This is a genomic window from Enterobacter sp. H2G27, assembly GCF_054403075.1.
The window spans coordinates 2,249,663-2,271,447 of the sequence record NZ_JBSVSI010000001.1 but is presented as its reverse complement, the minus strand read 5'-3'; the positions used below and the strand labels follow the sequence as shown (position 1 = coordinate 2,271,447).

Here is a 21,785-nt window from a genome sequence, read left to right as displayed (position 1 = left end):
GATATGTAAAACAAAAGGGTCAACGCAATGAGGAACAGAGTGTACAACAGACATCCTCGATTCACGACGAAGCGCGGTAACGTCTACTACATCAACTTTCGACTTCCCGACGGAACATTTTTCCGTCGTAGCCTCGGCACAGATTCATTGCAAGCGGTCGAGGTTACAATGTCACGTCTAAGTGCTTACATCCCCCTTGTTCAAAATTGTTCGCTGTCCGTCGAACAGTTCAAAATGCACATTGACGGTTTCAGAGAGGCCACTCAGCGCGATTTCGATACTTATCTGTTGGATTGGTTGCGGATGGGCGTTGATGAGGCTAAACGAATGCCTGAATTTGGACGGCTCCAGCGCCAGATTGATTCTGATGCTGCGATCTCTCCGACTACCAGTGTGACTGAGGCGAAAGGCCGCGCGGATGTTCATCTGAATAGGGTGTACAGCGGCGATGATTCAACAGCGCGAATGCTACTTGCCACTTTGTTTAAGAAGAAGGTTTCCTTTGACCAAAGTGATGTAGAACAGGCTTACGAGGTGGCGGGGCAGATTGATTTACATCAGGCTATGCTCCAGCAAGCCTACGATGCTTTCTATTCTGGTGATCTTGTTCGATATCGCACTTTGGTCGATGAGATGCAATCTAAGCTAACAGAAGCCGAACGGTTGAAGAATCCAGTAACTAAACAGGTTGTAGTGCCAACTGTTGAGCCTGAAAGTAACGCTACGCCTCTGCTCTCTGTTGCATGGAAAATGTTTACCACTGAGAAAGGAAAGGGCTGGGCGGCGACTGTCGCCAACGAAAACCAGCGTTTCTATGATGTGTTGATGCATGTTATCGGTGATCTTCCTGTCGGAGCGATCACGAAGCAGCACCTACGGCAAACTATTACCGTTATTGAAAATCTTCCTCGTCGAAATAGAAAGCCTTACTGCGAAATGACGCTTATAGAGTGCATTGATTTTGATGTGCCGGAAGAGGATTTGATGAGCAGCGCCAACGTCAAAAAGCATCTCAAGATTTACTCCTCATTCTTCAAAGACTTCCTGAAAGATGAAAAGGACAATTTAGAGAAAGCCCCGACAGAAGGTATCAAATACGAGGTAACGGAAAACAAGGGCGGCTCTTACTCTAAACCTGAGATGCAGCGCCTTGTAAAGCATCTGAACACTTGCGCCGATTGGCGACGTGATTATTTTCTGACTCTGATATATACCGGAGCACGCCGGGGCGAAATCGCTGCTATCCGCAAAGAGCACATTCGAAAAGATGAGGAAACGCGGCGCAGGTATATTTTCATTGACGGCGGCAAAACTGATCAGGCTGTACGGCAGATACCACTAAACGCAGTCTTAGAAAAGTTACTTTTAGCGCGTATTAAATCGCTCAAATCTTCCGATCCTGTTTTCGGTGATTTGCCGACCTATGAACAGATCGGGCTTGAATGGAACAGCATTATGGCTCATTGCAACATACAAAAGTTTAATGAGTTTGGACAGAAGAGGGTGATCCATGCTCTTCGTCACACTTTCATTTCAGAGGCAATGACAAAAGTCTTGCCCGTAATGGTGCAGTTCTGCGTCGGACACTCCAGAACTCAATCGTTAGGTATCACCGCAAGGTACACGCATAGGCCACCGTTGAGAGACTTACTTCAGGTGGTTGATTGCATAAGTTGGTAAAACTACCTCACCAACGGGAAATAAGGCTGGTGGAGTCCAGCCTTTGGCGGTCATCTCACCTTTTTGAAGATAAGTAGGATCAGAGGTACACTGATCACGAAACCATAAATTGCTGCATCAAAAACACCGCTTGTAGCTTGACCAAGTGAATCAACCGCTTGGTAATACTCTTTCAATGGAACAGGATTTGAGACAAGAGTCTGATTTTCAGAGAAAACCGCGAATGCTTGCGAGGCTACAAACAGTCCGAGGAAGTAACCTACGCTGACAATGCAAATCCCTCCCCATCGGAGAATGGTTTTAGTCCTATTCGTCAACGTCATAAGATCCACCTAATACACCGCCAAAAGTACCGCTGGAATACTGTGATAATGAATCGCCTGTAGCCGCTGCTTCGGCTGCAATGTGCTGAACTTTACCCTTTGGCGACTCTTGGTATCGCGGCAAATTATCCTTGTTGGGATACATTTTTTTAAACTCGCCTGTCATTTCAACAACTGTCATTGATGAGAAGTCAGAACTTTTTGACTCAAGATAACGTTGCAATGAGACAGGGATTGTGAAATCTTCTTCGGATTCTATAGGAATCTGCGTCGTAGTAGATGTGTAGTTGTGCTCGAATACCCTTGAACCAGCAAACTTAATCCCTTCGACAGAGTGAGTGGTACAGTTGTTTCCTGTTACATCGTACTCATCAATTGTGCGGCCTCTGCGTTGGGTTGTTTCTTTCATTTCCGATGTGCGAATCGCTGGTTCACCCTTATTCCAAAGATCTTCAAAGAACTGCCTTGTTTTCGTCGGATCAGCATCATCTATTCGAAACGCTCTTGCGCCCATCCGGTACAACTCTGCTCTATAGTAAACCCTCGCATCTTCACCTTGCAGAAAGTTTAAAATTCCATCACCAGTTAAATTCCCTGGGCCCGTTCTGCCGTAGCGACCATAGGTATAGAGATAAATCGAATTGTCTTGATGTACGGAAACGAACGCATGTCCTGCGTCCGTGGTTTCAGTCCAGAGGTAAACGCCGTTCAATAGCGGGTTATTTTCTGGCTTGCAGGTGTCAGCAAAGTTATCAGTTTTAGGATCTGCAATAGGTCCCGGAAGCACAGGCATCGCGACGAGATGAGATAGATCGATGTGCGTTACTGTTGGTTCTCCACCAAGCTCATAATCATCATCCCAGTTTGATGGAACAAATTTCGATTTGCATGGGCAGGAGCTAAAGCTGTGTAGCGTTCCGGCTATCCTTTTACCATGTATGTCGTCTTCAAGCCCGCCGCAAATACGGTAATATCCAGGATGTTTGCCGCAGGTCACTTTATGACCTTCGCAAGCCATGTCTTTATCGAAAAACTGATGATCGGTACATCCTTCAAGGATTTTTCCGCCGCAAACAGTCTTATCACCTCTAAACAGAAAGTAACCTTTGACTCCCATTAGTGCTTACTCTCTGGCATGGTCAGGAATCCTTCCGGGAGTGTGTCACCTTCACGGAATACCAGCCTGCTTCTGGATTGTGGTGTTGAGATTATTTCGTCGCCATTATCAAGCATACTGCCAACGAGTGCAGCGGATGCGCCCTGCATGATTCGGGCCTTGCCAGCACCGGAAATAATAGTGGCCTCGCTGCCATCAGCATATACAACCTTGTCACCAACCCGAGCAACTTGTAGCCCTCCTGTAGTCGCACTGCCTGAAGCGTGGCGAATGACCCCGCCGCGACGGGTCAGACTTCCAACGACTGCAAACCGGAAAATGTGAGCTAACGGGCGGCTTAAATACTGTTCATTTATTTCTTCAAGTTCTTTCCGGGTTTTGTCGTCGCAAAGTGACAAAAGCTCCTCGTCATAGGGTGGCTGTGAAGAGGATTCCCGGAGTTCAGGCATGATCTCGTTGGTGTATTGCTGCATAAGTCCCTCTACTTGTTATGGAAACAATCATCGTGGTCATTTTACAAACAATAACCACATGCGCAACAAGTATTAGACTTAAGTGAAACTGAAATTCGTTACAAGCAGTAAAGAGGGAGTTGATCCTCCTCGAATGTCCTGGTGTATTTGCACTGTTCGGACGGTCTGATCGTGACGGTTACGCCCCTTTTTTTGTTTAAAACTTAATCATAGGCAAAGTTTTAAGTGGTGAACACGCTGTACAACAAAGTAGGTTACAACGTGGTGAACATCGCGTATAATGGCATTCAGTAATATATGCTAACGCATTGATTTATATAGATTTGTTAGTGCCTGTTCGACGCCTGTGAAGGCGACACCTGAGGAAGCTCAATGAGCGAGAAGTTACAGAAAGTGCTGGCGCGTGCCGGCCACGGTTCACGCCGTGAAATCGAAGCCATTATTGAAGCGGGCCGCGTGAGTGTGGACGGTAAAATCGCCACGCTGGGTGACCGCGTAGAAATCGTACCGGGGCTGAAGATCCGTATCGACGGTCATCTTATCTCCGTGAAAGAGTCCGCTGAACAAATCTGCCGCGTGCTGGCTTACTACAAGCCGGAAGGCGAGCTGTGTACCCGCAATGACCCGGAAGGTCGCCCGACGGTGTTTGACCGTCTGCCTAAACTGCGTGGCGCTCGCTGGATTGCCGTTGGTCGTCTGGACGTGAATACCTGCGGTCTGCTGCTGTTTACCACCGATGGTGAACTGGCAAACCGTCTGATGCATCCAAGCCGTGAAGTGGAACGTGAATACGCGGTGCGCGTGTTCGGCCAGGTTGATGAGAATAAACTGCGCGATCTCTCGCGTGGCGTTCAGCTGGAAGACGGTCCTGCGGCGTTCAAAACCATCAAGTTTACCGGTGGGGAAGGCATTAACCAGTGGTACAACGTGACCCTGACCGAAGGCCGCAACCGCGAAGTGCGTCGTCTCTGGGAAGCGGTAGGCGTGCAGGTTAGCCGCCTGATCCGCGTCCGCTACGGCGACATCCTGCTGCCGAAAGGTTTGCCGCGTGGGGGTTATACCGAACTGGATCTGACCCAAACCAACTACCTGCGCGAGCTGGTCGGCCTGACGCCGGAAACCACCTCTAAAGTGGCGGTGGAGAAAGATCGTCGCCGCATGAAGGCGAACCAGATTCGCCGTGCGGTGAAGCGTCACAGCCAGGTGAGCAGCAGCCGCCGCTCCGGCAGCCGTAATAACAACGGTTAACGTAAAAGCCCGGTGAAGTCACCGGGCTTTTTTCTTTAGTAATCAATCCCAATTTGCGCTTTGATGCCCGCATCAAACGCATGTTTAACCGGACGCAGCTCGCTGACGGTATCTGCCAGCTCCAGAATATCCCGATGACACCCGCGGCCCGTGATGATGACCGTCTGATGGGCGGGACGGTCTTTCAGTGCATTAAGCACGTCTTCCAGCGGCAAATAGTCGTAGGCGACCATATAGGTGATCTCATCCAGCAGAACCATATTGAGTGAAGGATCGGCCAGCATTCTTTTAGCGTGCTCCCAGACGGCCAGACAGGCGGCGGTGTCGGTTTCACGATTCTGGGTGTCCCACGTAAATCCGGTCGCCATCACCTGAAACTCAACCCCGTGGGGCTCAAGCAGATTACGCTCGCCGTTAGGCCACTCACCTTTAATAAACTGGATAACGCCGACCTTCTGCCCGTGGCCGACGGCGCGGGTAGCGGTGCCAAACGCGGCGGTGGTTTTGCCTTTGCCGTTGCCGGTAAAGACGATGACGATCCCTCGCTCGTCCTGTGCTGCCGCGACGCGCGCATCGACCTGTTCTTTCAGACGCTGCTGGCGCTGCTGATGACGTTCTTCACTCATTGCGAAATTCCTGGTTTACGGCCCGGCTGGGCGTCGAAGGTCATCCCGGTTTTGCGGCGGCTGTCGTCGCCCATCAGCCAGAGATAGAGCGGCATAATGTCTGCCGGGGTTTTCAGCTTCTGCGGATCTTCGCTCGGGAACGCGCTGGCGCGCATTTTGGTACGCGTACCACCCGGGTTAATGCAGTTTACGCGCAGATGGCGGCTTTGATACTCCTCCGCCAGTACCTGCATCATGCCTTCGGTCGCGAATTTGGATACGGCATAGGCTCCCCAGTATGCGCGTCCTTCACGACCAACGCTGGAAGAGGTAAAGACCAGAGACCCTGACTCGGATTTGAGTAATAAAGGAAGCAATGCCTGCGTAAGGAAAAACGTGCCGTTGACGTTGACCTGCATCACCTGCTGCCAGATATCAGGATCCTGTTCATCCATCGGACGCACTTCACCTAACAAGCCGGCGTTATGAAGTACGCCGTCGAGTCTCGGATAGTGAGCGCTAATGCGCTGGGCTAATTCCTGGCACACTGCGGGCGTGCAGGTCAGTAAATCGAGGGTATACCACGGGGCTGGCGTACCAGATACCGACTCAATCTCCTGAGCGACGCTTTTCAGTTTTTCTTCGTTGCGCCCAATCAGAATGACGTTCGCGCCATATTCGGCGTATGTCAGGGCCGCCTCGCGACCAATCCCGTCGCTGGCACCGGTGACAAGAATAATCCGGTTTTGCAGCAGATTTTTTTGCGGTTGATAATGCACGGTGACTCCTCAGGCGACCAGTGACGCAATGGCGCCTTTGTGATGACTTTTCGGCTTTATGCCCGAATTCGCCTGATAATTCAATCAGTCTACAGGACGCATTACTGTAAAATTAACAATTTGCAAATATTTAAAGACCAGCCCGGGGATTCCTGAAGGCGGCTCGCAGAGGTAATGTCACGAGCGAGACGCATGGGCAGGGCTGTTGTACACTGCCGTGAAAGATTCGTGGTTAAATCAAGGTGGAACGCGTGGAATTACTTTCTCAATATGGGTTGTTTTTGGCCAAAATCGCGACGGTGGTGGTTGCCATTGCGGTAGTTGCCGTTCTGATTGTCAACCTGACGCAGCGCAAGCGTCAGCGTGGGGAGTTACGCATCACCCGCCTGAGCGAGCAGTATAAAGAGATGCAGGAAGAGATGTCTCTGGCGCTGCTGGATAGTCATCAACAGAAACTCTGGCTGAAAGCGCAGAAGAAAAAGCATAAACAGGAAGCCAAAGCGGCAAAGGCAAAAGCAAAGCTGAACGCGCCGCAGGATAAGGCCACGCCACGTGTCTATGTGCTCGATTTTAGAGGCAGTATGGATGCGCATGAAGTGTCCTCTTTGCGGGAGGAGGTGACTGCCGTTCTGGCCGTGGCGACACCGCAGGATCAAGTTGTCGTGCGTCTTGAAAGCCCGGGCGGGGTGGTTCACGGTTACGGGCTGGCCGCCTCACAGCTACAGCGCCTGCGTGAAAAACAGATCCCGCTGACCGTGGCCGTGGATAAAGTGGCTGCCAGCGGGGGCTACATGATGGCCTGTGTGGCGGACAAAATTGTTGCCGCGCCGTTCTCCATTATCGGCTCGATCGGCGTGGTCGCACAGATCCCGAACTTTAACCGCTTCCTGAAAAACAAAGAGATTGATATCGAACTTCACACGGCGGGTCAGTACAAACGCACCCTGACGCTGCTGGGGGAAAACACGGAGGAAGGGCGTCAAAAATTCCGTGAGGATCTCAACGAAACGCATCATCTCTTTAAAGATTTTGTACACCGTATGCGCCCGACGCTGGACATTGAGCTGGTCGCGACGGGTGAGCACTGGTACGGCGTTCAGGCGCAGGAGAAAGGGCTGGTAGATGAAGTCGGAACCAGCGACGATCTGCTGCTCAACCTGATGGAAGGTAGGGAACTGGTAGGCGTCCGCTTTGCTCAGCGCAAGCGACTGATGGACCGCTTTACCAACAGTGCGGCAGAAAGTGCTGACCGCCTGCTGCTGCGCTGGCTACAGCGCGGACAAAAACCGCTGTTGTAAACAAAAACGCGAGGCACATGCCTCGCGTTTTGCGTTAATCGACCAGGTGATATTTCTCTGAAAGCGTATGCGCCAGATATTTAAACATGTTAAACACGGCGGTGCTTTTCGGGGTCGGCAACCCCTGTTCGTCAAGGAAGTATTCGCCGCTGAAAACCAGCACCCCATTACGCTGTTCTACGCCGGTGGCTTCAATACCCGCCAGCGTATCTTCATGGTCACGGATAAGCTTGTTTGCTTCGATAAGCAGAGAGGCTCGGTCAATAGGTTGGGTCGTATTCTGCATAATCCACTCCTTAAACAGTGACAATAGTCTACGCCGGGGGCGCTTTGGGGGCAAATTTTCCCTGTAATGTGAGGGGATAAGCTGCAGGGGCCTGGCTGGCGGGATTTGCTTTTGCATGCTAATAAAGTTGCGTAACGAATTTTATCAGGTAGAGTGTGCGCTTTCGTCATTCTGGCAACAGAATTGCTTGACATTCAACCGGGAATTCGTCACGAATTACACGAGATGTGAGAAAAATACCCGAGAACTCAATCACCTGGGCGTCTTTTCTTTAACGCCCGGTAAGACAAAGGGGTTGATATCTCCTGACGCAGTCGCAATATCATTGGCTCGTCGTCAGCGGAAGGGAAATCAACGTGCGGCGTATTCCTGGAAGAATTAAATTAGGTAAAGGTGAATATGGGTAAAGCTCTCGTCATCGTTGAGTCCCCGGCAAAAGCCAAAACGATCAATAAGTATCTGGGTAATGACTACGTGGTTAAGTCCAGCGTGGGTCATATCCGCGATTTGCCGACCAGTGGCTCAGCCAGCAAAAAGAGCGCAGACTCTACCTCCACCAAAGGGGCTAAAAAGCCTAAAAAGGATGAACGTAGCGCGCTTGTCAACCGCATGGGTGTTAACCCATGGCATAACTGGGATGCACAATATGAAGTGCTTCCAGGGAAAGAAAAAGTCGTTAACGAGCTGAAGCAGCTTGCTGAAAAAGCAGACCACATCTATCTCGCAACCGACCTTGACCGCGAAGGGGAAGCCATTGCGTGGCACCTGCGGGAAGTGATTGGTGGTGATGACAAACGCTACAGCCGTGTAGTGTTTAACGAAATTACGAAGAATGCGATTCGTCAGGCGTTTGAGAAGCCGGGCGAACTGAATATTGACCGTGTAAACGCCCAGCAGGCACGTCGCTTTATGGACCGCGTTGTGGGCTACATGGTTTCTCCACTGCTGTGGAAGAAGATTGCCCGTGGCCTGTCCGCAGGGCGTGTGCAATCCGTCGCCGTGCGTCTGGTCGTTGAGCGTGAGCGCGAGATTAAAGCCTTCGTCCCGGAAGAGTTCTGGGAAGTTGACGCCAATGTGACCACGCCGGGCGGTGACGCTCTGCCGCTGCAGGTCAGCCATCAGAACGATAAGCCTTTCCGTCCAGAAAACCGCGACCAGACTATGGCCGCCGTGGCGCTGCTTGAAAAGGCACGCTATCAGGTGCTGGAACGTGAAGACAAACCGACCAGCAGTAAGCCTGGTGCGCCGTTTATCACCTCCACCCTGCAACAGGCTGCAAGCACGCGTCTGGGTTATGGCGTGAAGAAGACCATGATGATGGCCCAGCGTCTGTATGAAGCGGGCTACATCACCTACATGCGTACCGACTCGACCAACCTGAGCCAGGACGCGGTCAATATGGTGCGTGGCTACATCAGCGACAACTTCGGTAAGAAATACCTGCCGGAGAGCGCTAACCAGTTTGCCAGCAAAGAGAACTCTCAGGAAGCGCACGAAGCGATTCGTCCTTCTGATGTCTCTGTCCTGGCTGAATCGCTGAAGGATATGGAAGCCGACGCGCAGAAGCTGTATCAGCTGATCTGGCGCCAGTTCGTGGCGTGCCAGATGACGCCAGCGCAGTACGACTCCACCACGCTGACCGTAGGCGCGGGTGAGTTCCGTCTTAAAGCTCGCGGTCGTATCCTGCGTTTTGACGGCTGGACGAAAGTGATGCCTGCGCTGCGTAAAGGCGATGAAGACCGAACGCTGCCGGCAGTGAACAAAGGGGATGCACTCTCGCTGGTTGACCTCGTGCCTGCCCAGCACTTCACCAAGCCGCCTGCGCGCTTCAGTGAAGCGTCCCTGGTGAAAGAGCTGGAAAAACGCGGTATTGGTCGTCCTTCGACCTACGCGTCCATCATTTCGACGATTCAGGACCGTGGCTACGTGCGCGTTGAAAACCGCCGTTTCTATGCGGAAAAAATGGGTGAGATCGTCACCGACCGTCTGGAAGCTAACTTCCGCGAGTTGATGAACTACGATTTCACCGCGCAAATGGAAGACAGCCTCGACCAGGTTGCCAGCCATCAGGCGGAATGGAAAAAGGTACTCGACAGCTTCTTCAGCGACTTTACCGACCAGCTTGAAAAAGCGGAGAAAGATCCTGAAGAGGGCGGCATGCTGCCTAACCAGATGGTTCTGACCAGCATCGACTGCCCAACCTGCGGCCGCAAGATGGGGATCCGCACCGCAACCACGGGCGTCTTCCTTGGCTGCTCCGGCTACGCGCTGTCGCCAAAAGAGCGCTGCAAAACCACCATCAACCTGGTGCCTGAGAACGAAGTGCTCAACGTGCTGGAAGGTGACGATGCAGAAACCAACGCGCTGCGCGCCAAGCGTCGCTGTCAGAAATGCGGCACGGCGATGGACAGCTACCTGATCGATCCTAAGCGTAAACTGCACGTCTGCGGTAATAACCCGACCTGCGACGGATATGAGATCGAAGAAGGTGAGTTCCGCATTAAGGGCTATGATGGCCCGATCGTTGAGTGCGAGAAGTGCGGTTCTGAAATGCACCTGAAAATGGGGCGCTTCGGTAAGTACATGGCGTGTACCAACGACGAGTGTAAAAACACGCGCAAAATTCTGCGTAACGGTGAAGTGGCTCCGCCGAAGGAAGATCCGGTTCCGCTGCCAGAGCTGCCTTGTGAGAAATCCGACGCGTACTTCGTGCTGCGTGACGGCGCTGCGGGTGTCTTCCTCGCCGCCAACACCTTCCCGAAATCGCGTGAAACGCGCGCGCCGCTGGTGGAAGAGCTGCATCGCTTCCGCGATCGTCTGCCTGAGAAACTGCGTTATCTGGCCGACGCGCCACAGCAGGATCCGGAAGGCAACAAAACCGTGGTGCGGTTTAGCCGTAAAACCAAGCAGCAGTATGTTGCGGCAGAGAAAGAGGGTAAAGCGACCGGATGGTCAGCCTTCTTTGTCGATGGCAAATGGGTTGAAGGCAAGAAATAATCTTCCCTAACCGTAACTTACCTGTGAAAGGGCCGGATTTCCGGCCCTTTTTTATTGCCTTGTTATTATTTTTTGTTCCGTACTATACAGTCAGGCTATAAATGATATAGTGGTTATAGTTAACCTGTTTCTTATTATTAAATCGTCTTAAGCGATTGACCGCATGCGCTAAATCGGATGGTCTGGCATGAAATTACAGCAGCTTCGTTATATCGTTGAGGTGGTGAATCATAACCTTAACGTCTCTTCTACCGCCGAGGGGTTGTATACCTCGCAACCGGGCATCAGCAAACAAGTTCGTATGCTGGAGGATGAACTAGGTATCCAGATATTTGCCCGCAGCGGTAAGCATCTTACCCAGGTGACGCCTGCGGGGCAGGAAATCATCCGCATTGCGCGGGAAGTTCTCTCTAAAGTCGATGCGATCAAGTCTGTGGCGGGGGAGCATACCTGGCCGGATAAAGGCTCGCTGTATATTGCCACGACGCATACTCAGGCGCGCTATGCGTTACCCGGCGTCATCAAAGGCTTTATAGAGCGTTATCCTCGCGTCTCTCTGCATATGCACCAGGGGTCGCCAACACAAATCGCTGAAGCCGTTTCCAAGGGGAATGCAGACTTTGCCATCGCCACCGAAGCGCTTCACCTCTATGACGATCTGGTGATGCTCCCGTGCTACCACTGGAACCGTTCTATCGTGGTGACCCCCGATCACCCACTGGCAGGTAAAGGGTCGGTCACTATCGAAGAGCTGGCCCAATATCCCCTGGTGACGTATACGTTTGGCTTTACCGGACGCTCCGAGCTTGATACGGCCTTTAACCGGGCAGGGTTAACGCCGCGCATTGTCTTTACCGCGACGGATGCCGACGTGATTAAGACCTATGTGCGGCTTGGTCTGGGGGTGGGTGTTATTGCCAGCATGGCGGTGGACCCGGTGTCAGACCCTGACCTGGTGCGTCTTGATGCGCACGATGTTTTCAGTCATAGCACCACTAAGATTGGCTTCCGTCGTAGCACCTTCCTGCGCAGCTATATGTATGATTTTATTCAGCGCTTTGCCCCTCATTTAACGCGTGACGTTGTTGATACCGCCGTTGCATTACGCTCAAATGAAGATATTGAAGAGATGTTTAAAGACATCAAACTCCCCGAAAAATAATCACACCCGGTATCTTTCCCTAAGGGAAAGATACCGAAATAACGCCTCAAAGCTAAATTAGAATTATCATCATCTGCGTATCCCCTGTCATATAATGTCATTATCCATTTAATCAGTAAGGTTATAATGTCGCGAATTGACGACAAAAGTAGAAACTAATTAACGCCTTCGCAAATTTTTCTTTTCAATTATTTATTTCTGGTCAAAAGAATGAATATTTCATACCTTCCGGTGCGTAAATTCACTGGCTTTTCGGCTAAAGTTTCTTTAGGATTTATCTCAACAGATGATTAATTGTACCAATTGTTTGGTCCTAAATGATAAGCGATGTCGATTGTATGAGGTTAGCAATGCCTTCAGGAAGTGAAGAACCGCAAAGGGATCCTGCGCTCAAGCGTAAAGCCTGGCTGGCGGTCTTTCTCGTCTCTACCCTGTTTTGGGTGGTGGTTGCTCTCCTGGCCTGGAAATATTGGGGTTGAATATGGCAGTGACGGTACGTACAGAAACGGTAAAACAGATGTGTCAGCATCGTGACAACGGCCACAGAGGGCGTAAAGCACCTGCGACTGTTGTACCCGCGTCCTGGAAACTGACGCCGCAGCAGCAGGCGTTTATTGATGTGTTCGCAGAAGACGAACCCAAAAAACAATAATTTAGTTTATTGCGTAATGATGCAAATAGTCTGAATATCGACTCTGCACTTTTGTACTCTTTAATAAATACACATCAGCAATATAGCACTGAGGACAAACCTCGGAACTTTTTATAAATAATGCCTGGTTTCCCTATGATGAATAACATGACGTCTCACAAATACTGGTCATGGATCGGCGTTTTTACCGTGTCGATTCTGTTCTGGAGTCAGCTCATCTGGTTGGCCCTCCACTAAATTGTAAAACCTCGCTACGGCGGGGTTTTTTGTTTTCCTGTCAGGGACCAATCCTAAATTTATCAATTTGGGTTGTTATCAAAACGTTACGACATCTTTGTGTTATCTTTAATTACGGCCCTGATGATTGTCGGGGCATCTCTGTGATTAAGGAGGAGCTTATGTCGTTAACCCTACGCGAAGCCAGTAAGGACACATTACAGGCAGAAAATAAAACCTGGCATTACTACAGCCTGCCGCTGGCTGCCAGAACGCTTGGGGACATTTCGCGTTTACCCAAGTCATTGAAAGTTTTACTGGAAAATCTTTTGCGCTGGCAGGACGGTGACTCTGTCACCCTCGATGATATCAAGGCGCTGGCAGGGTGGCTTGAAAATGCCCATGCCGACAGAGAAATCGCCTATCGCCCGGCCAGGGTGCTGATGCAGGACTTTACCGGTGTCCCTGCCGTCGTTGATTTAGCCGCGATGCGCGAGGCCGTTAAGCGTCTCGGCGGAGATACCGCAAAAGTGAATCCGCTTTCCCCTGTTGACCTTGTCATTGACCACTCCGTAACCGTTGACCGCTTTGGCGATGATGACGCCTTTGGCGAGAACGTGCGTCTCGAGATGGAACGTAACCACGAGCGGTATGTATTCCTGAAGTGGGGACAGCAGGCGTTCAGCCGGTTTAGCGTGGTCCCGCCGGGTACCGGTATTTGTCACCAGGTTAACCTTGAATATCTGGGGAAAGCCGTCTGGAGTGAGTTGCAGGATAAAGAGTGGGTCGCCTATCCGGACACGCTGGTGGGCACGGACTCCCATACCACTATGATTAACGGTCTGGGCGTGTTGGGCTGGGGCGTCGGCGGTATCGAAGCAGAAGCGGCCATGCTCGGCCAGCCGGTGTCCATGCTTATTCCTGATGTGGTGGGCTTCAAGCTCACCGGCAAGCTGTCTGAAGGCATTACCGCCACCGATCTGGTGCTCACCGTCACTCAGATGCTGCGTAAGCATGGTGTGGTGGGCAAGTTTGTAGAATTCTACGGTGATGGTCTGGATTCGCTGCCGCTGGCCGACCGTGCCACCATTGCCAATATGGCGCCGGAATACGGTGCAACCTGTGGCTTTTTCCCCATTGATGATGTCACGCTGGAATACATGCGCCTTAGCGGGCGCAGCGAAGAGCAGGTCGCGCTGGTGGAGGCCTATACCAAAGCGCAGGGCATGTGGCGAAACCCGGGTGATGAACCGGTCTTCACCAGTACGCTAGAACTCGATATGGGAAGCGTCGAGGCGAGCCTCGCCGGGCCGAAACGTCCGCAGGATCGGGTTACGCTGAGTGACGTGCCAAAAGCCTTTGCCGCCAGCAATGCGCTGGAGGTGAACGTGGCGCAGAAAGACCATCGCCCCGTAGACTATGTTCTGAACGGACATCAGTATCAGCTCCCGGATGGCGCGGTAGTTATTGCAGCCATTACCTCCTGCACCAACACTTCGAACCCCAGCGTGTTAATGGCGGCTGGTTTGTTGGCTAAAAAGGCGGTAGAGCTTGGGCTAAAACCTCAGCCATGGGTCAAGGCCTCGCTGGCACCGGGTTCCAAAGTGGTATCGGATTACCTGGCGCAGGCCAAACTGACGCCGTACCTTGACGAACTGGGCTTTAACCTCGTGGGCTACGGCTGTACGACCTGTATTGGTAACTCCGGCCCGCTGCCTGAACCCATTGAAACGGCGATCAAGCAGGGTGACCTGACGGTAGGCGCGGTCCTGTCCGGTAACCGAAACTTTGAAGGGCGCATTCACCCGCTGGTGAAAACCAACTGGCTCGCCTCACCGCCGCTGGTTGTGGCATATGCCCTGGCAGGGAACATGAATATCAACCTGGTGACCGATCCGATTGGTCACGATCGCAAGAATGACCCTGTCTACCTGAAAGATATCTGGCCATCATCGCGTGAAATCGCGCTGGCCGTTGAGAAGGTTTCTACCGAGATGTTCCGTAAAGAATACGCGGAAGTCTTTGAAGGCACGCCGGAATGGAAAGCCATCAACGTTGCAGGTTCGGATACCTATGGCTGGCAGGATGACTCGACCTATATTCGTCTGTCGCCGTTCTTTGATGAGATGCTCGCCGAGCCGGCACCGCTTAAGGATATCCACGGCGCGCGCATCCTGGCGATGCTGGGAGATTCCGTCACGACGGACCATATCTCTCCGGCGGGGAGTATCAAAGCCGATAGCCCGGCGGGCCGTTACCTGCAGAGCCGGGGCGTCGAGCGTCGCGATTTTAACTCCTACGGATCGCGTCGCGGCAACCATGAGGTGATGATGCGCGGGACCTTTGCCAACATCCGCATTCGTAACGAAATGGTACCTGGCGTGGAAGGGGGCATGACCCGTCATCTGCCGGGAACGGAAGTCGTTTCGATTTATGATGCGGCGGTCAAATATCAGCAGGAAGGTACGCCGCTGGCGGTGATCGCCGGGAAAGAGTACGGTTCCGGCTCCAGCCGCGACTGGGCGGCGAAAGGTCCGCGTCTGCTTGGCGTTCGCGTGGTCATCGCCGAATCGTTCGAACGTATTCACCGTTCGAATCTGATCGGTATGGGGATCCTGCCGCTTGAGTTCCCGCAGGGCGTGACGCGTAAAACGCTGGGCCTGACCGGGGAAGAGCTGATTGAGATTAGCGGTCTGCAAAGCCTGCAGCCGGGTAAAATGGTGCCGGTGAAGTTAACCCGTGCAGACGGGAAAACCGAGGTGCTGGATTGCCGGTGCCGTATAGATACGGCAACCGAGCTGACCTATTACCAGAACGACGGCATTTTACATTATGTGATTCGTAAGATGCTGGATTGATGATACGAGCCCGGCACGCGTGCCGGGCTTTTTAGCATCACTCTTTCAGCAGATGGCCCATTTTGGCGGCTTTGGTATCAAGGTAGTGGGCGTTTTTCGGGTTACGGCCGACAATCAGCGGTACACGCTCGACGATGTTGATCCCCGCTTCGGTCAGGATCTCCACTTTTTTCGGGTTATTGGTCAGCAGGCGAACTTCGTCCACGCCCAGCAGCTTGAACATATCGGCGCACAAGGTGAAGTCGCGTTCGTCAGCGGCAAAGCCGAGCTGATGGTTTGCTTCAACCGTATCGTAGCCCTGATCCTGAAGCGCGTAGGCGCGAATTTTATTTAGCAGGCCTATATTACGACCTTCCTGACGGTGATAAAGCAGCACGCCGCGGCCTTCTTCTGCAATATGAGACAGGGCGGCTTCCAGCTGGAAACCACAATCACAGCGCAGGCTGAACAGCGCGTCGCCGGTGAGACACTCTGAATGGACGCGGGACAGCACCGGCGTCTGCCCTGAAATGTCGCCATACACCAGCGCGACATGATCCTGTCCGGTTGCCAGTTCTTCAAAACCCACCATCAGGAAATCGCCCCAGGGGGTTGGCAGTTTGGCTTCTGCCACACGTTTAAGCTGCATGTGATTCTCCAGAGTAGGCTGACACGTTTCGTGCCTTTGCCCTGTTTTGCTTTCTGTATCAGTTCATTTTGCCACAAGCTCAGCAGGTTCGCCTAATGGGCACCATGCTATATGAACGTTAAACGCACGATCCGACATATCCACCCAAAGGATTAATTTCAGTTATGATTGTGACGCTTAGCGAAAAAGGAGAAGACATGCTTTCAATCGCCAGACGTACGGCAGCAGGTGCGGCCATTTTACTGATTATGCCTCTGACCGTATGGCTTTCAGGCTGGATGTGGCAGCCCGGGCATAATGCCATGTGGCTGAAAACCTTATACTGGATAACGGAAACGGTCACCCAGCCATGGGGAATAATTACCCACGTACTCCTGTGCGCCTGGTTTCTGTGGTGCCTGCGCTTTCGCCTGCGTGCGGCACTGATGCTCTTTGCTATCCTCGGTGGCGCTATCATTGTCGGTCAGGGGGTGAAGTCCTGGGTGAAAGATCGCGTTCAGGAGCCGCGTCCTTTTGTCGTCTGGCTGGAAAAAACCCATCATGTTCCGGTGGATGAGTTCTACAATTTAAAGCGTAAAGATCGTGGCGCGCTGGTAAAAGAACAGCTTGCGGAACAGCAGGATATCCCGAAATTCTTGCGTAAACACTGGCAGAAAGAGACGGGGTTCGCGTTTCCTTCGGGTCACACCATGTTTGCGGCCAGCTGGGCGTTGCTGGGGGTTGGGCTGCTTTGGCCTAGGCGTCGAACGATTACGATCGCGATTTTACTGGTCTGGGCGACGGGGGTTATGGGAAGCCGCTTGCTGCTGGGGATGCACTGGCCGCGCGACCTGGTCGTCGCCACGCTCATCTCATGGTTGCTGATCGTGCTGGCGACCTGGCTCACTGAACGATTCTGCGGCCCGCTAACGCCACCGCCAGAAGAGAAAGCAGAAATAGCCGAAAGGGACCAAACCGACGCCTGACGGTTGATATTCCGTATTTTGCCCATAGATCCATGACCTGCGCGTCACTTTTTCCGTTTCGCGCTCGTCGCTAAAATGGTAGTTTATAAGGCTGATTGCGGTGAATTGAACACACTTTATTCGCTTGAACCACATAACGGGAAGTAATGTGAAATATTTACTCATTTTCTTACTGGTATTGGCGATTTTTGTCATTTCAGTCACGTTGGGTGCACAAAACGATCAGCAGGTGACGTTTAACTATCTGCTGGCTCAGGGTGAGTATCGCGTCTCGAGCCTGCTGGCGGTCTTATTTGCTGCCGGCTTTGCCATTGCCTGGCTGGTTTGCGGTCTTTTCTGGCTGAAAGTCCGTGTTTCGCTTGCGCGCGCTGAACGTAAAATTAAGCGACTTGAAAATAACATTGCCCCTGCGTCTGACATCCCGGAAAGCTCTGGCGTGCCGGTCGTGAAGGAATAATCGACTATGCTGGAGTTGTTGTTTCTGCTTTTGCCTGTAGCCGCAGCCTATGGCTGGTATATGGGCCGCAGAAGTGCGCAACAAACAAAACAGGATGAGGCCAATCGGCTCTCCCGCGACTACGTTGCGGGGGTAAACTTCCTCCTGAGCAATCAGCAGGACAAAGCGGTAGACCTGTTCCTCGATATGCTGAAAGAGGATACCGGGACGGTTGAAGCGCATCTCACCTTGGGAAACCTGTTCCGCTCTCGCGGCGAGGTTGACCGCGCCATTCGTATTCACCAGACGCTGATGGAAAGCGCCTCTCTGACCTACGATCAACGTCTACTTGCAGTGCAACAGCTGGGGCGGGATTACATGGCCGCGGGGTTGTACGATCGTGCTGAAGATATGTTCTCCCAGCTGGTGGATGAAACAGAGTTCCGCATCGGCGCGCTGCAGCAGCTCCTGCAGATTTATCAGGCCACCAGCGACTGGCAGAAAGCCATTGATACGGCTGAACGTCTGGTGAAGCTGGGGAAAGATAAGCAGCGCGTTGAGATAGCCCATTTCTACTGTGAGCTTGCGCTTCAGCAGATGGGCAATGACGACATGGACAAAGCCATGGCGTTACTGAAGAAAGGTGCCGCCGCGGATCGCAACAGCGCGCGAATATCCATCATGATGGGGCGCGTGTTTATGGCGAATGGCGACTACGCCAAAGCCGTTGAAAGCCTGCTGCGGGTGATCGACCAGGACAAAGAGCTGGTCAGTGAAACGCTGGAAATGCTGCAAACCTGCTATCAGCAGCTGGATAAGCAGGAAGAGTGGGTAGCATTCCTGCGTCGCTGCGTGGAAGAGAACACCGGCGCCACCGCTGAACTGATGCTCTCAGACGTCGTTGAGAAGTATGAGGGAAGCGACACCGCGCAGGTTTACATTACGCGTCAGCTGCAGCGTCATCCGACCATGCGGGTCTTCCATAAGCTGATGGATTACCACCTTAACGACGCGGAAGAAGGGCGCGCCAAAGAGAGCCTGATGGTGCTGCGCGATATGGTTGGCGAGCAGGTGCGCAGCAAGCCACGCTATCGTTGTCAGAAGTGTGGTTTTACCGCGTATACGCTCTACTGGCACTGTCCTTCCTGCCGCGCCTGGTCCACTATCAAGCCAATCCGTGGCCTGGACGGGCAGTAATTTTTTAAAAGCCTTTATTTTAGTTACAACATACTGCTGGCTTTTAACGGTTTCTCAACACCGTGCGGTTTGCTGGCCTGTCAGGGAAATAAATGGATTCTGTCAATTTGCGACGACGGCAGGTAGAATGCTGGCCGTTTATCTGTTCCGCGCCGCTGCGCGCCCATAGACGAAAAGGGCTGGTCATGACGTCTGTTACATCCTCCACTTCCCGAGTAATTACGGATTCTCCTGTTGTTGTTGCGCTTGATTACAATAAGCGTGACGCTGCACTGGCGTTTGTCGACGGCATTGACCCTCGCGACTGCCGTCTGAAAGTTGGCAAAGAGATGTTCACGCTGTTTGGACCGCAAATCGTTCGCGATCTGCAGCAGCGCGGCTTTGACGTTTTCCTCGATCTGAAATTCCATGATATCCCGAATACCACGGCGCACGCCGTTGCCGCAGCCGCAGAACTGGGCGTATGGATGGTTAATGTCCACGCGTCGGGTGGGGCAAGAATGATGACCGCTGCCCGTGAGGCGCTCCTGCCGTTCGGTAAAGATGCACCGTTGCTGATTGCGGTCACCGTGCTGACCAGTATGGACGAAAACGATTTACGCGACCTGGGTGTGACGTTGTCACCAGCAGAGCACGCTGAGCGCCTCGCGCGTCTGACCCAGCATTGCGGCCTGGATGGCGTCGTCTGCTCCGCGCAGGAAGCGGTACGTTTCAAATCAGCGCTGGGCAAGGATTTTAAACTCGTCACGCCGGGTATCCGTCCTGCAGGCAGCGACGTGGGCGATCAGCGCCGCATTATGACGCCTGAGCAGGCGCTGGCTGCAGGCGTTGACTACATGGTCATTGGGCGTCCGGTGACGCAGTCTGCAAACCCGGCTGAGACGCTTAAGGCTATTAACGCATCGCTGAAGAAGGGGGCGTAATGACCGATTCCAACAGCCGCCTGGTCTATTCAACCGATAGCGGGCGTATTGACGAACCGAAAGCGAAAGTGGAACGTCCAAAGGGGGACGGCATTGTTCGGATCCAGCGCCAGACCAGTGGACGAAAAGGAAAAGGGGTTTGTCTTATCTCCGGCATTGACCTTGATGATGCTGAACTGACAGCGCTGGCAGCCGAACTGAAAAAGAAATGTGGCTGCGGCGGTGCCGTGAAAGACGGCATTATTGAAATCCAGGGTGATAAACGTGATTTAATTAAATCTCTGCTGGAAGCCAAAGGTATGAAAGTCAAACTGGCAGGCGGCTAAAATAAATGAGCCACGGCAAATGCCGTGGCTCGTGTTATATACGTGCGTATGTCAGACCTGAAATGCGTTTAAATATCGCATTACCGGGGAAGGCTTGGATAATTATTATTTGCCAACCTGGTGACCGATAATACCACCGACAGCAGCGCCACCTAATGTACCCAGCGTACTACCATCCGTTAATACTGCACCACCGAGAGCACCGGCACCGGCACCAATAGCGGTGTTACGGTCGCGTTTAGACCAGTTAGAGCACGCGCTCAGGGACATTGCTACAGTGATTGCCAGAACAGCGGCGGCTAATTTTTTGCTGGTTAAGGTCATAATACTTTCTCCTGAATTATAGATTCACGGAAAGACGTACGCGTTAAGTATAGACGAATTGAATACTTAATTCTTATCCCCGTGAAAGCTGGTCGCGCAGGCGTTACTTCATCACGCAGGTGATAGTCACTTCCTGTTATATCGCTAACAGTAATTTTACGACTTTAATGCAGGTTAAACAGGTAAAAACTCTTAAAGCAGGGTTAAGAATCATCTCAGAGAAAGAAGGGCGAATGCGCCCGAAGTTCGGGCGCGGAGGGGAGTCAGGCGCTGGTTTTAATAATATTGACGATCAGACCACTGTCTTCCAGTTTATTACGGTGCGCGTCGCTCAACCGCTCGTCGGTAATCACACGGCTAAAGCGTGAAACGGGGCCCATCGTGTAAGGGTGAACGGCGCCAAATTTAGAGCTGTCTGTGAGCACAATGGCTTCACACTCTTTTTCCAGCACGGCATTCACCACGTCGGAGCGCATCATATCCCGGCCGGTAAAACCTGTCTCCGGCTGCCAGCCGTCAATCCCAATAAAGGCCTTGCTGAAATGAACCTGCTGGACGTACTGACGGGTCAGCGGGCCTACCATGCTTTCGCTTTTTTTCTGGTAAATTCCGCCGAGCAGTATCACCTCGCAGCGCGTCTCTTTGAGCAAATGCGCGATATAGCTGCTGACGGTGATGATGGTCACGTCTTTTTGATCGGCAAGCGTGCGCGCCAGAAGGGCATTACTGCTGCCGTTTTCAATAAAGACGGTCTCGCCGTTGTTCACCAGGGACGCGGCAAATTCAGCCAGTTCACGTTTGAGCGCGTAGTTGTTCATCATGCGCGTCTCAACGTCATCACTGTCCAGAGGGACAGCATATCCGTGCGCGCGACGCAGGTAGCTCTGTTTTTCCAGCAGATTAAGATCCTGACGTATGGTGACTTCAGAAACGCCAGTGGTTTTAGCGAGATCGACTACGCTTACGCGTCCCTGATCGATGACCATCTGCAAAATGAGTTGTTGTCGGGAATTCATAGCATCCATTTAATAAAGCGAAACGAGGTCGGAGACAGTGGGGTTAAACTTCCCACGGCGCTTTTGGCTGTCCGTTTTCAGGCGTATTGTCAGCGCCATTCTGAGCGAGAAGTTCAGACTTCAGGATCTCGAGATTACGGATAGCAGAGTGGTAATCGCCTGCCACCAGGATATCCAGCACGGTATCAATTCGTTGTGCTACAGCTTGTGCGTCAATAGTCGACATAATCTCACTCCAGGCGCGAAAAGTTAATATTTTCAATGATGCAGAAATTA

The 21,785-nt window shown here is 52.3% G+C and carries 24 protein-coding genes; 14 read left to right on the top strand and 10 right to left on the bottom strand.

Annotated features, from left to right (window positions below; translation table 11 throughout):
• The first annotated feature begins 39 nt into the window (after positions 1 to 39).
• On the top strand, positions 40 to 1,680 hold the full coding sequence (locus ACW9E7_RS10750) for a tyrosine-type recombinase/integrase (protein WP_458727761.1): 1,641 nt from the start codon (positions 40 to 42) through the stop codon (positions 1,678 to 1,680).
• Positions 1,681 to 1,730: 50 nt separating this feature from the next.
• Here ACW9E7_RS10750 and ACW9E7_RS10745 read toward each other — a convergent pair whose 3' ends face one another.
• The 3 genes from ACW9E7_RS10745 to ACW9E7_RS10735 are packed head-to-tail and all read right to left on the bottom strand — an operon-like array spanning position 1,731 to position 3,593.
• Entirely contained in the window at positions 1,731 to 2,003 is a 273-nt protein-coding gene (locus ACW9E7_RS10745) for a hypothetical protein (RefSeq protein WP_133294579.1), read from the bottom strand.
• Positions 1,987 to 3,120, bottom strand: a complete 1,134-nt coding sequence (locus ACW9E7_RS10740) for a PAAR domain-containing protein (RefSeq protein WP_133294578.1) — start codon at positions 3,118 to 3,120, stop codon at positions 1,987 to 1,989. Before ACW9E7_RS10740 ends, ACW9E7_RS10745 begins: the two co-directional genes overlap by 17 nt.
• The gene (locus ACW9E7_RS10735) at positions 3,120 to 3,593 is read right to left on the bottom strand and encodes a PAAR domain-containing protein (protein WP_133294577.1); all 474 of its coding nucleotides are present in this window, start codon (positions 3,591 to 3,593) and stop codon (positions 3,120 to 3,122) included. Before ACW9E7_RS10735 ends, ACW9E7_RS10740 begins: the two co-directional genes overlap by 1 nt.
• A gap of 372 nt (positions 3,594 to 3,965) precedes the next feature.
• Here ACW9E7_RS10735 and rluB point away from each other — a divergent pair, with 372 nt between their 5' ends.
• The gene (gene rluB / locus ACW9E7_RS10730) at positions 3,966 to 4,841 is read left to right on the top strand and encodes a 23S rRNA pseudouridine(2605) synthase RluB (RefSeq protein WP_023312076.1); all 876 of its coding nucleotides are present in this window, start codon (positions 3,966 to 3,968) and stop codon (positions 4,839 to 4,841) included.
• Positions 4,842 to 4,876: 35 nt separating this feature from the next.
• Here rluB and cobO read toward each other — a convergent pair whose 3' ends face one another.
• Entirely contained in the window at positions 4,877 to 5,467 is a 591-nt protein-coding gene (gene cobO, locus ACW9E7_RS10725; RefSeq protein ID WP_045908891.1) for a cob(I)yrinic acid a,c-diamide adenosyltransferase, read from the bottom strand.
• A complete protein-coding gene (locus tag ACW9E7_RS10720; protein WP_458727760.1) occupies positions 5,464 to 6,225 on the bottom strand; it encodes a YciK family oxidoreductase in 762 nt (253 codons plus the stop codon). Before ACW9E7_RS10720 ends, cobO begins: the two co-directional genes overlap by 4 nt.
• Before the next feature lie 251 nt (positions 6,226 to 6,476).
• Here ACW9E7_RS10720 and sohB point away from each other — a divergent pair, with 251 nt between their 5' ends.
• The gene (gene sohB / locus ACW9E7_RS10715) at positions 6,477 to 7,523 is read left to right on the top strand and encodes a protease SohB (protein ID WP_458727759.1); all 1,047 of its coding nucleotides are present in this window, start codon (positions 6,477 to 6,479) and stop codon (positions 7,521 to 7,523) included.
• A 34-nt stretch (positions 7,524 to 7,557) separates the two neighbouring features.
• On the opposite strand, the gene ACW9E7_RS10710 is transcribed toward sohB, so the two are convergent.
• Entirely contained in the window at positions 7,558 to 7,809 is a 252-nt protein-coding gene (locus tag ACW9E7_RS10710; RefSeq protein WP_003856804.1) for a YciN family protein, read from the bottom strand.
• Between the two features lie 399 nt (positions 7,810 to 8,208).
• On the opposite strand from ACW9E7_RS10710, the gene topA reads away from it, so the two are divergent.
• The 6 genes from topA (at position 8,209) to acnA (ending at position 15,694) form a co-directional block, all read left to right on the top strand.
• Positions 8,209 to 10,806 (top strand): type I DNA topoisomerase, encoded by a 2,598-nt coding sequence (gene topA / locus ACW9E7_RS10705; protein ID WP_143345209.1) that lies wholly within the window; start codon positions 8,209 to 8,211, stop codon positions 10,804 to 10,806.
• Positions 10,807 to 10,993: 187 nt separating this feature from the next.
• Entirely contained in the window at positions 10,994 to 11,968 is a 975-nt protein-coding gene (gene cysB / locus ACW9E7_RS10700) for an HTH-type transcriptional regulator CysB (RefSeq protein WP_008502814.1), read from the top strand.
• A gap of 338 nt (positions 11,969 to 12,306) precedes the next feature.
• Positions 12,307 to 12,447 carry a YmiA family putative membrane protein gene (locus tag ACW9E7_RS10695; protein ID WP_213327741.1) on the top strand — a complete coding sequence of 47 codons (141 nt, stop codon included), beginning with the start codon at positions 12,307 to 12,309 and terminating at the stop codon, positions 12,445 to 12,447.
• Between the two features lie 2 nt (positions 12,448 to 12,449).
• A complete protein-coding gene (locus ACW9E7_RS10690) occupies positions 12,450 to 12,620 on the top strand; it encodes a hypothetical protein (RefSeq protein WP_032656727.1) in 171 nt (56 codons plus the stop codon).
• Positions 12,621 to 12,758: 138 nt separating this feature from the next.
• On the top strand, positions 12,759 to 12,857 hold the full coding sequence (gene ymiC / locus ACW9E7_RS10685) for a small membrane protein YmiC (RefSeq protein WP_032623144.1): 99 nt from the start codon (positions 12,759 to 12,761) through the stop codon (positions 12,855 to 12,857).
• A 161-nt stretch (positions 12,858 to 13,018) separates the two neighbouring features.
• Positions 13,019 to 15,694, top strand: a complete 2,676-nt coding sequence (gene acnA, locus ACW9E7_RS10680; protein WP_458727758.1) for an aconitate hydratase AcnA — start codon at positions 13,019 to 13,021, stop codon at positions 15,692 to 15,694.
• A gap of 37 nt (positions 15,695 to 15,731) precedes the next feature.
• On the opposite strand, the gene ribA is transcribed toward acnA, so the two are convergent.
• Complete coding sequence (ribA, locus tag ACW9E7_RS10675; RefSeq protein ID WP_008501210.1) at positions 15,732 to 16,322, bottom strand: GTP cyclohydrolase II; 591 nt, start codon at positions 16,320 to 16,322, stop codon at positions 15,732 to 15,734.
• A gap of 197 nt (positions 16,323 to 16,519) precedes the next feature.
• On the opposite strand from ribA, the gene pgpB reads away from it, so the two are divergent.
• The 5 genes from pgpB to yciH all read left to right on the top strand — a co-directional run bounded on the left by pgpB (position 16,520) and on the right by yciH (position 20,169).
• Positions 16,520 to 17,287, top strand: a complete 768-nt coding sequence (gene pgpB, locus ACW9E7_RS10670; RefSeq protein ID WP_133294571.1) for a phosphatidylglycerophosphatase B — start codon at positions 16,520 to 16,522, stop codon at positions 17,285 to 17,287.
• 148 nt (positions 17,288 to 17,435) lie between these two features.
• Positions 17,436 to 17,744 (top strand): LapA family protein, encoded by a 309-nt coding sequence (locus ACW9E7_RS10665; RefSeq protein WP_458727757.1) that lies wholly within the window; start codon positions 17,436 to 17,438, stop codon positions 17,742 to 17,744.
• 6 nt (positions 17,745 to 17,750) lie between these two features.
• Complete coding sequence (gene lapB, locus ACW9E7_RS10660) at positions 17,751 to 18,920, top strand: lipopolysaccharide assembly protein LapB (RefSeq protein WP_115875429.1); 1,170 nt, start codon at positions 17,751 to 17,753, stop codon at positions 18,918 to 18,920.
• A gap of 185 nt (positions 18,921 to 19,105) precedes the next feature.
• Positions 19,106 to 19,843 carry an orotidine-5'-phosphate decarboxylase gene (gene pyrF / locus ACW9E7_RS10655; protein WP_023335943.1) on the top strand — a complete coding sequence of 246 codons (738 nt, stop codon included), beginning with the start codon at positions 19,106 to 19,108 and terminating at the stop codon, positions 19,841 to 19,843.
• Positions 19,843 to 20,169, top strand: a complete 327-nt coding sequence (yciH, locus tag ACW9E7_RS10650; protein WP_115875427.1) for a stress response translation initiation inhibitor YciH — start codon at positions 19,843 to 19,845, stop codon at positions 20,167 to 20,169. Before pyrF ends, yciH begins: the two co-directional genes overlap by 1 nt.
• A 105-nt stretch (positions 20,170 to 20,274) precedes the next feature.
• Here yciH and osmB read toward each other — a convergent pair whose 3' ends face one another.
• From osmB to ACW9E7_RS10635, 3 genes are all read right to left on the bottom strand, one after another.
• Positions 20,275 to 20,493, bottom strand: a complete 219-nt coding sequence (gene osmB / locus ACW9E7_RS10645; RefSeq protein ID WP_008501216.1) for an osmotically-inducible lipoprotein OsmB — start codon at positions 20,491 to 20,493, stop codon at positions 20,275 to 20,277.
• Between the two features lie 263 nt (positions 20,494 to 20,756).
• Positions 20,757 to 21,509: a DNA-binding transcriptional regulator YciT gene (gene yciT, locus ACW9E7_RS10640; protein WP_115875425.1), complete on the bottom strand. Its 753-nt coding sequence runs from the start codon at positions 21,507 to 21,509 to the stop codon at positions 20,757 to 20,759.
• Between the two features lie 43 nt (positions 21,510 to 21,552).
• Positions 21,553 to 21,735: a YciZ family protein gene (locus ACW9E7_RS10635; protein WP_111965955.1), complete on the bottom strand. Its 183-nt coding sequence runs from the start codon at positions 21,733 to 21,735 to the stop codon at positions 21,553 to 21,555.
• Positions 21,736 to 21,785: the final 50 nt, after the last annotated feature.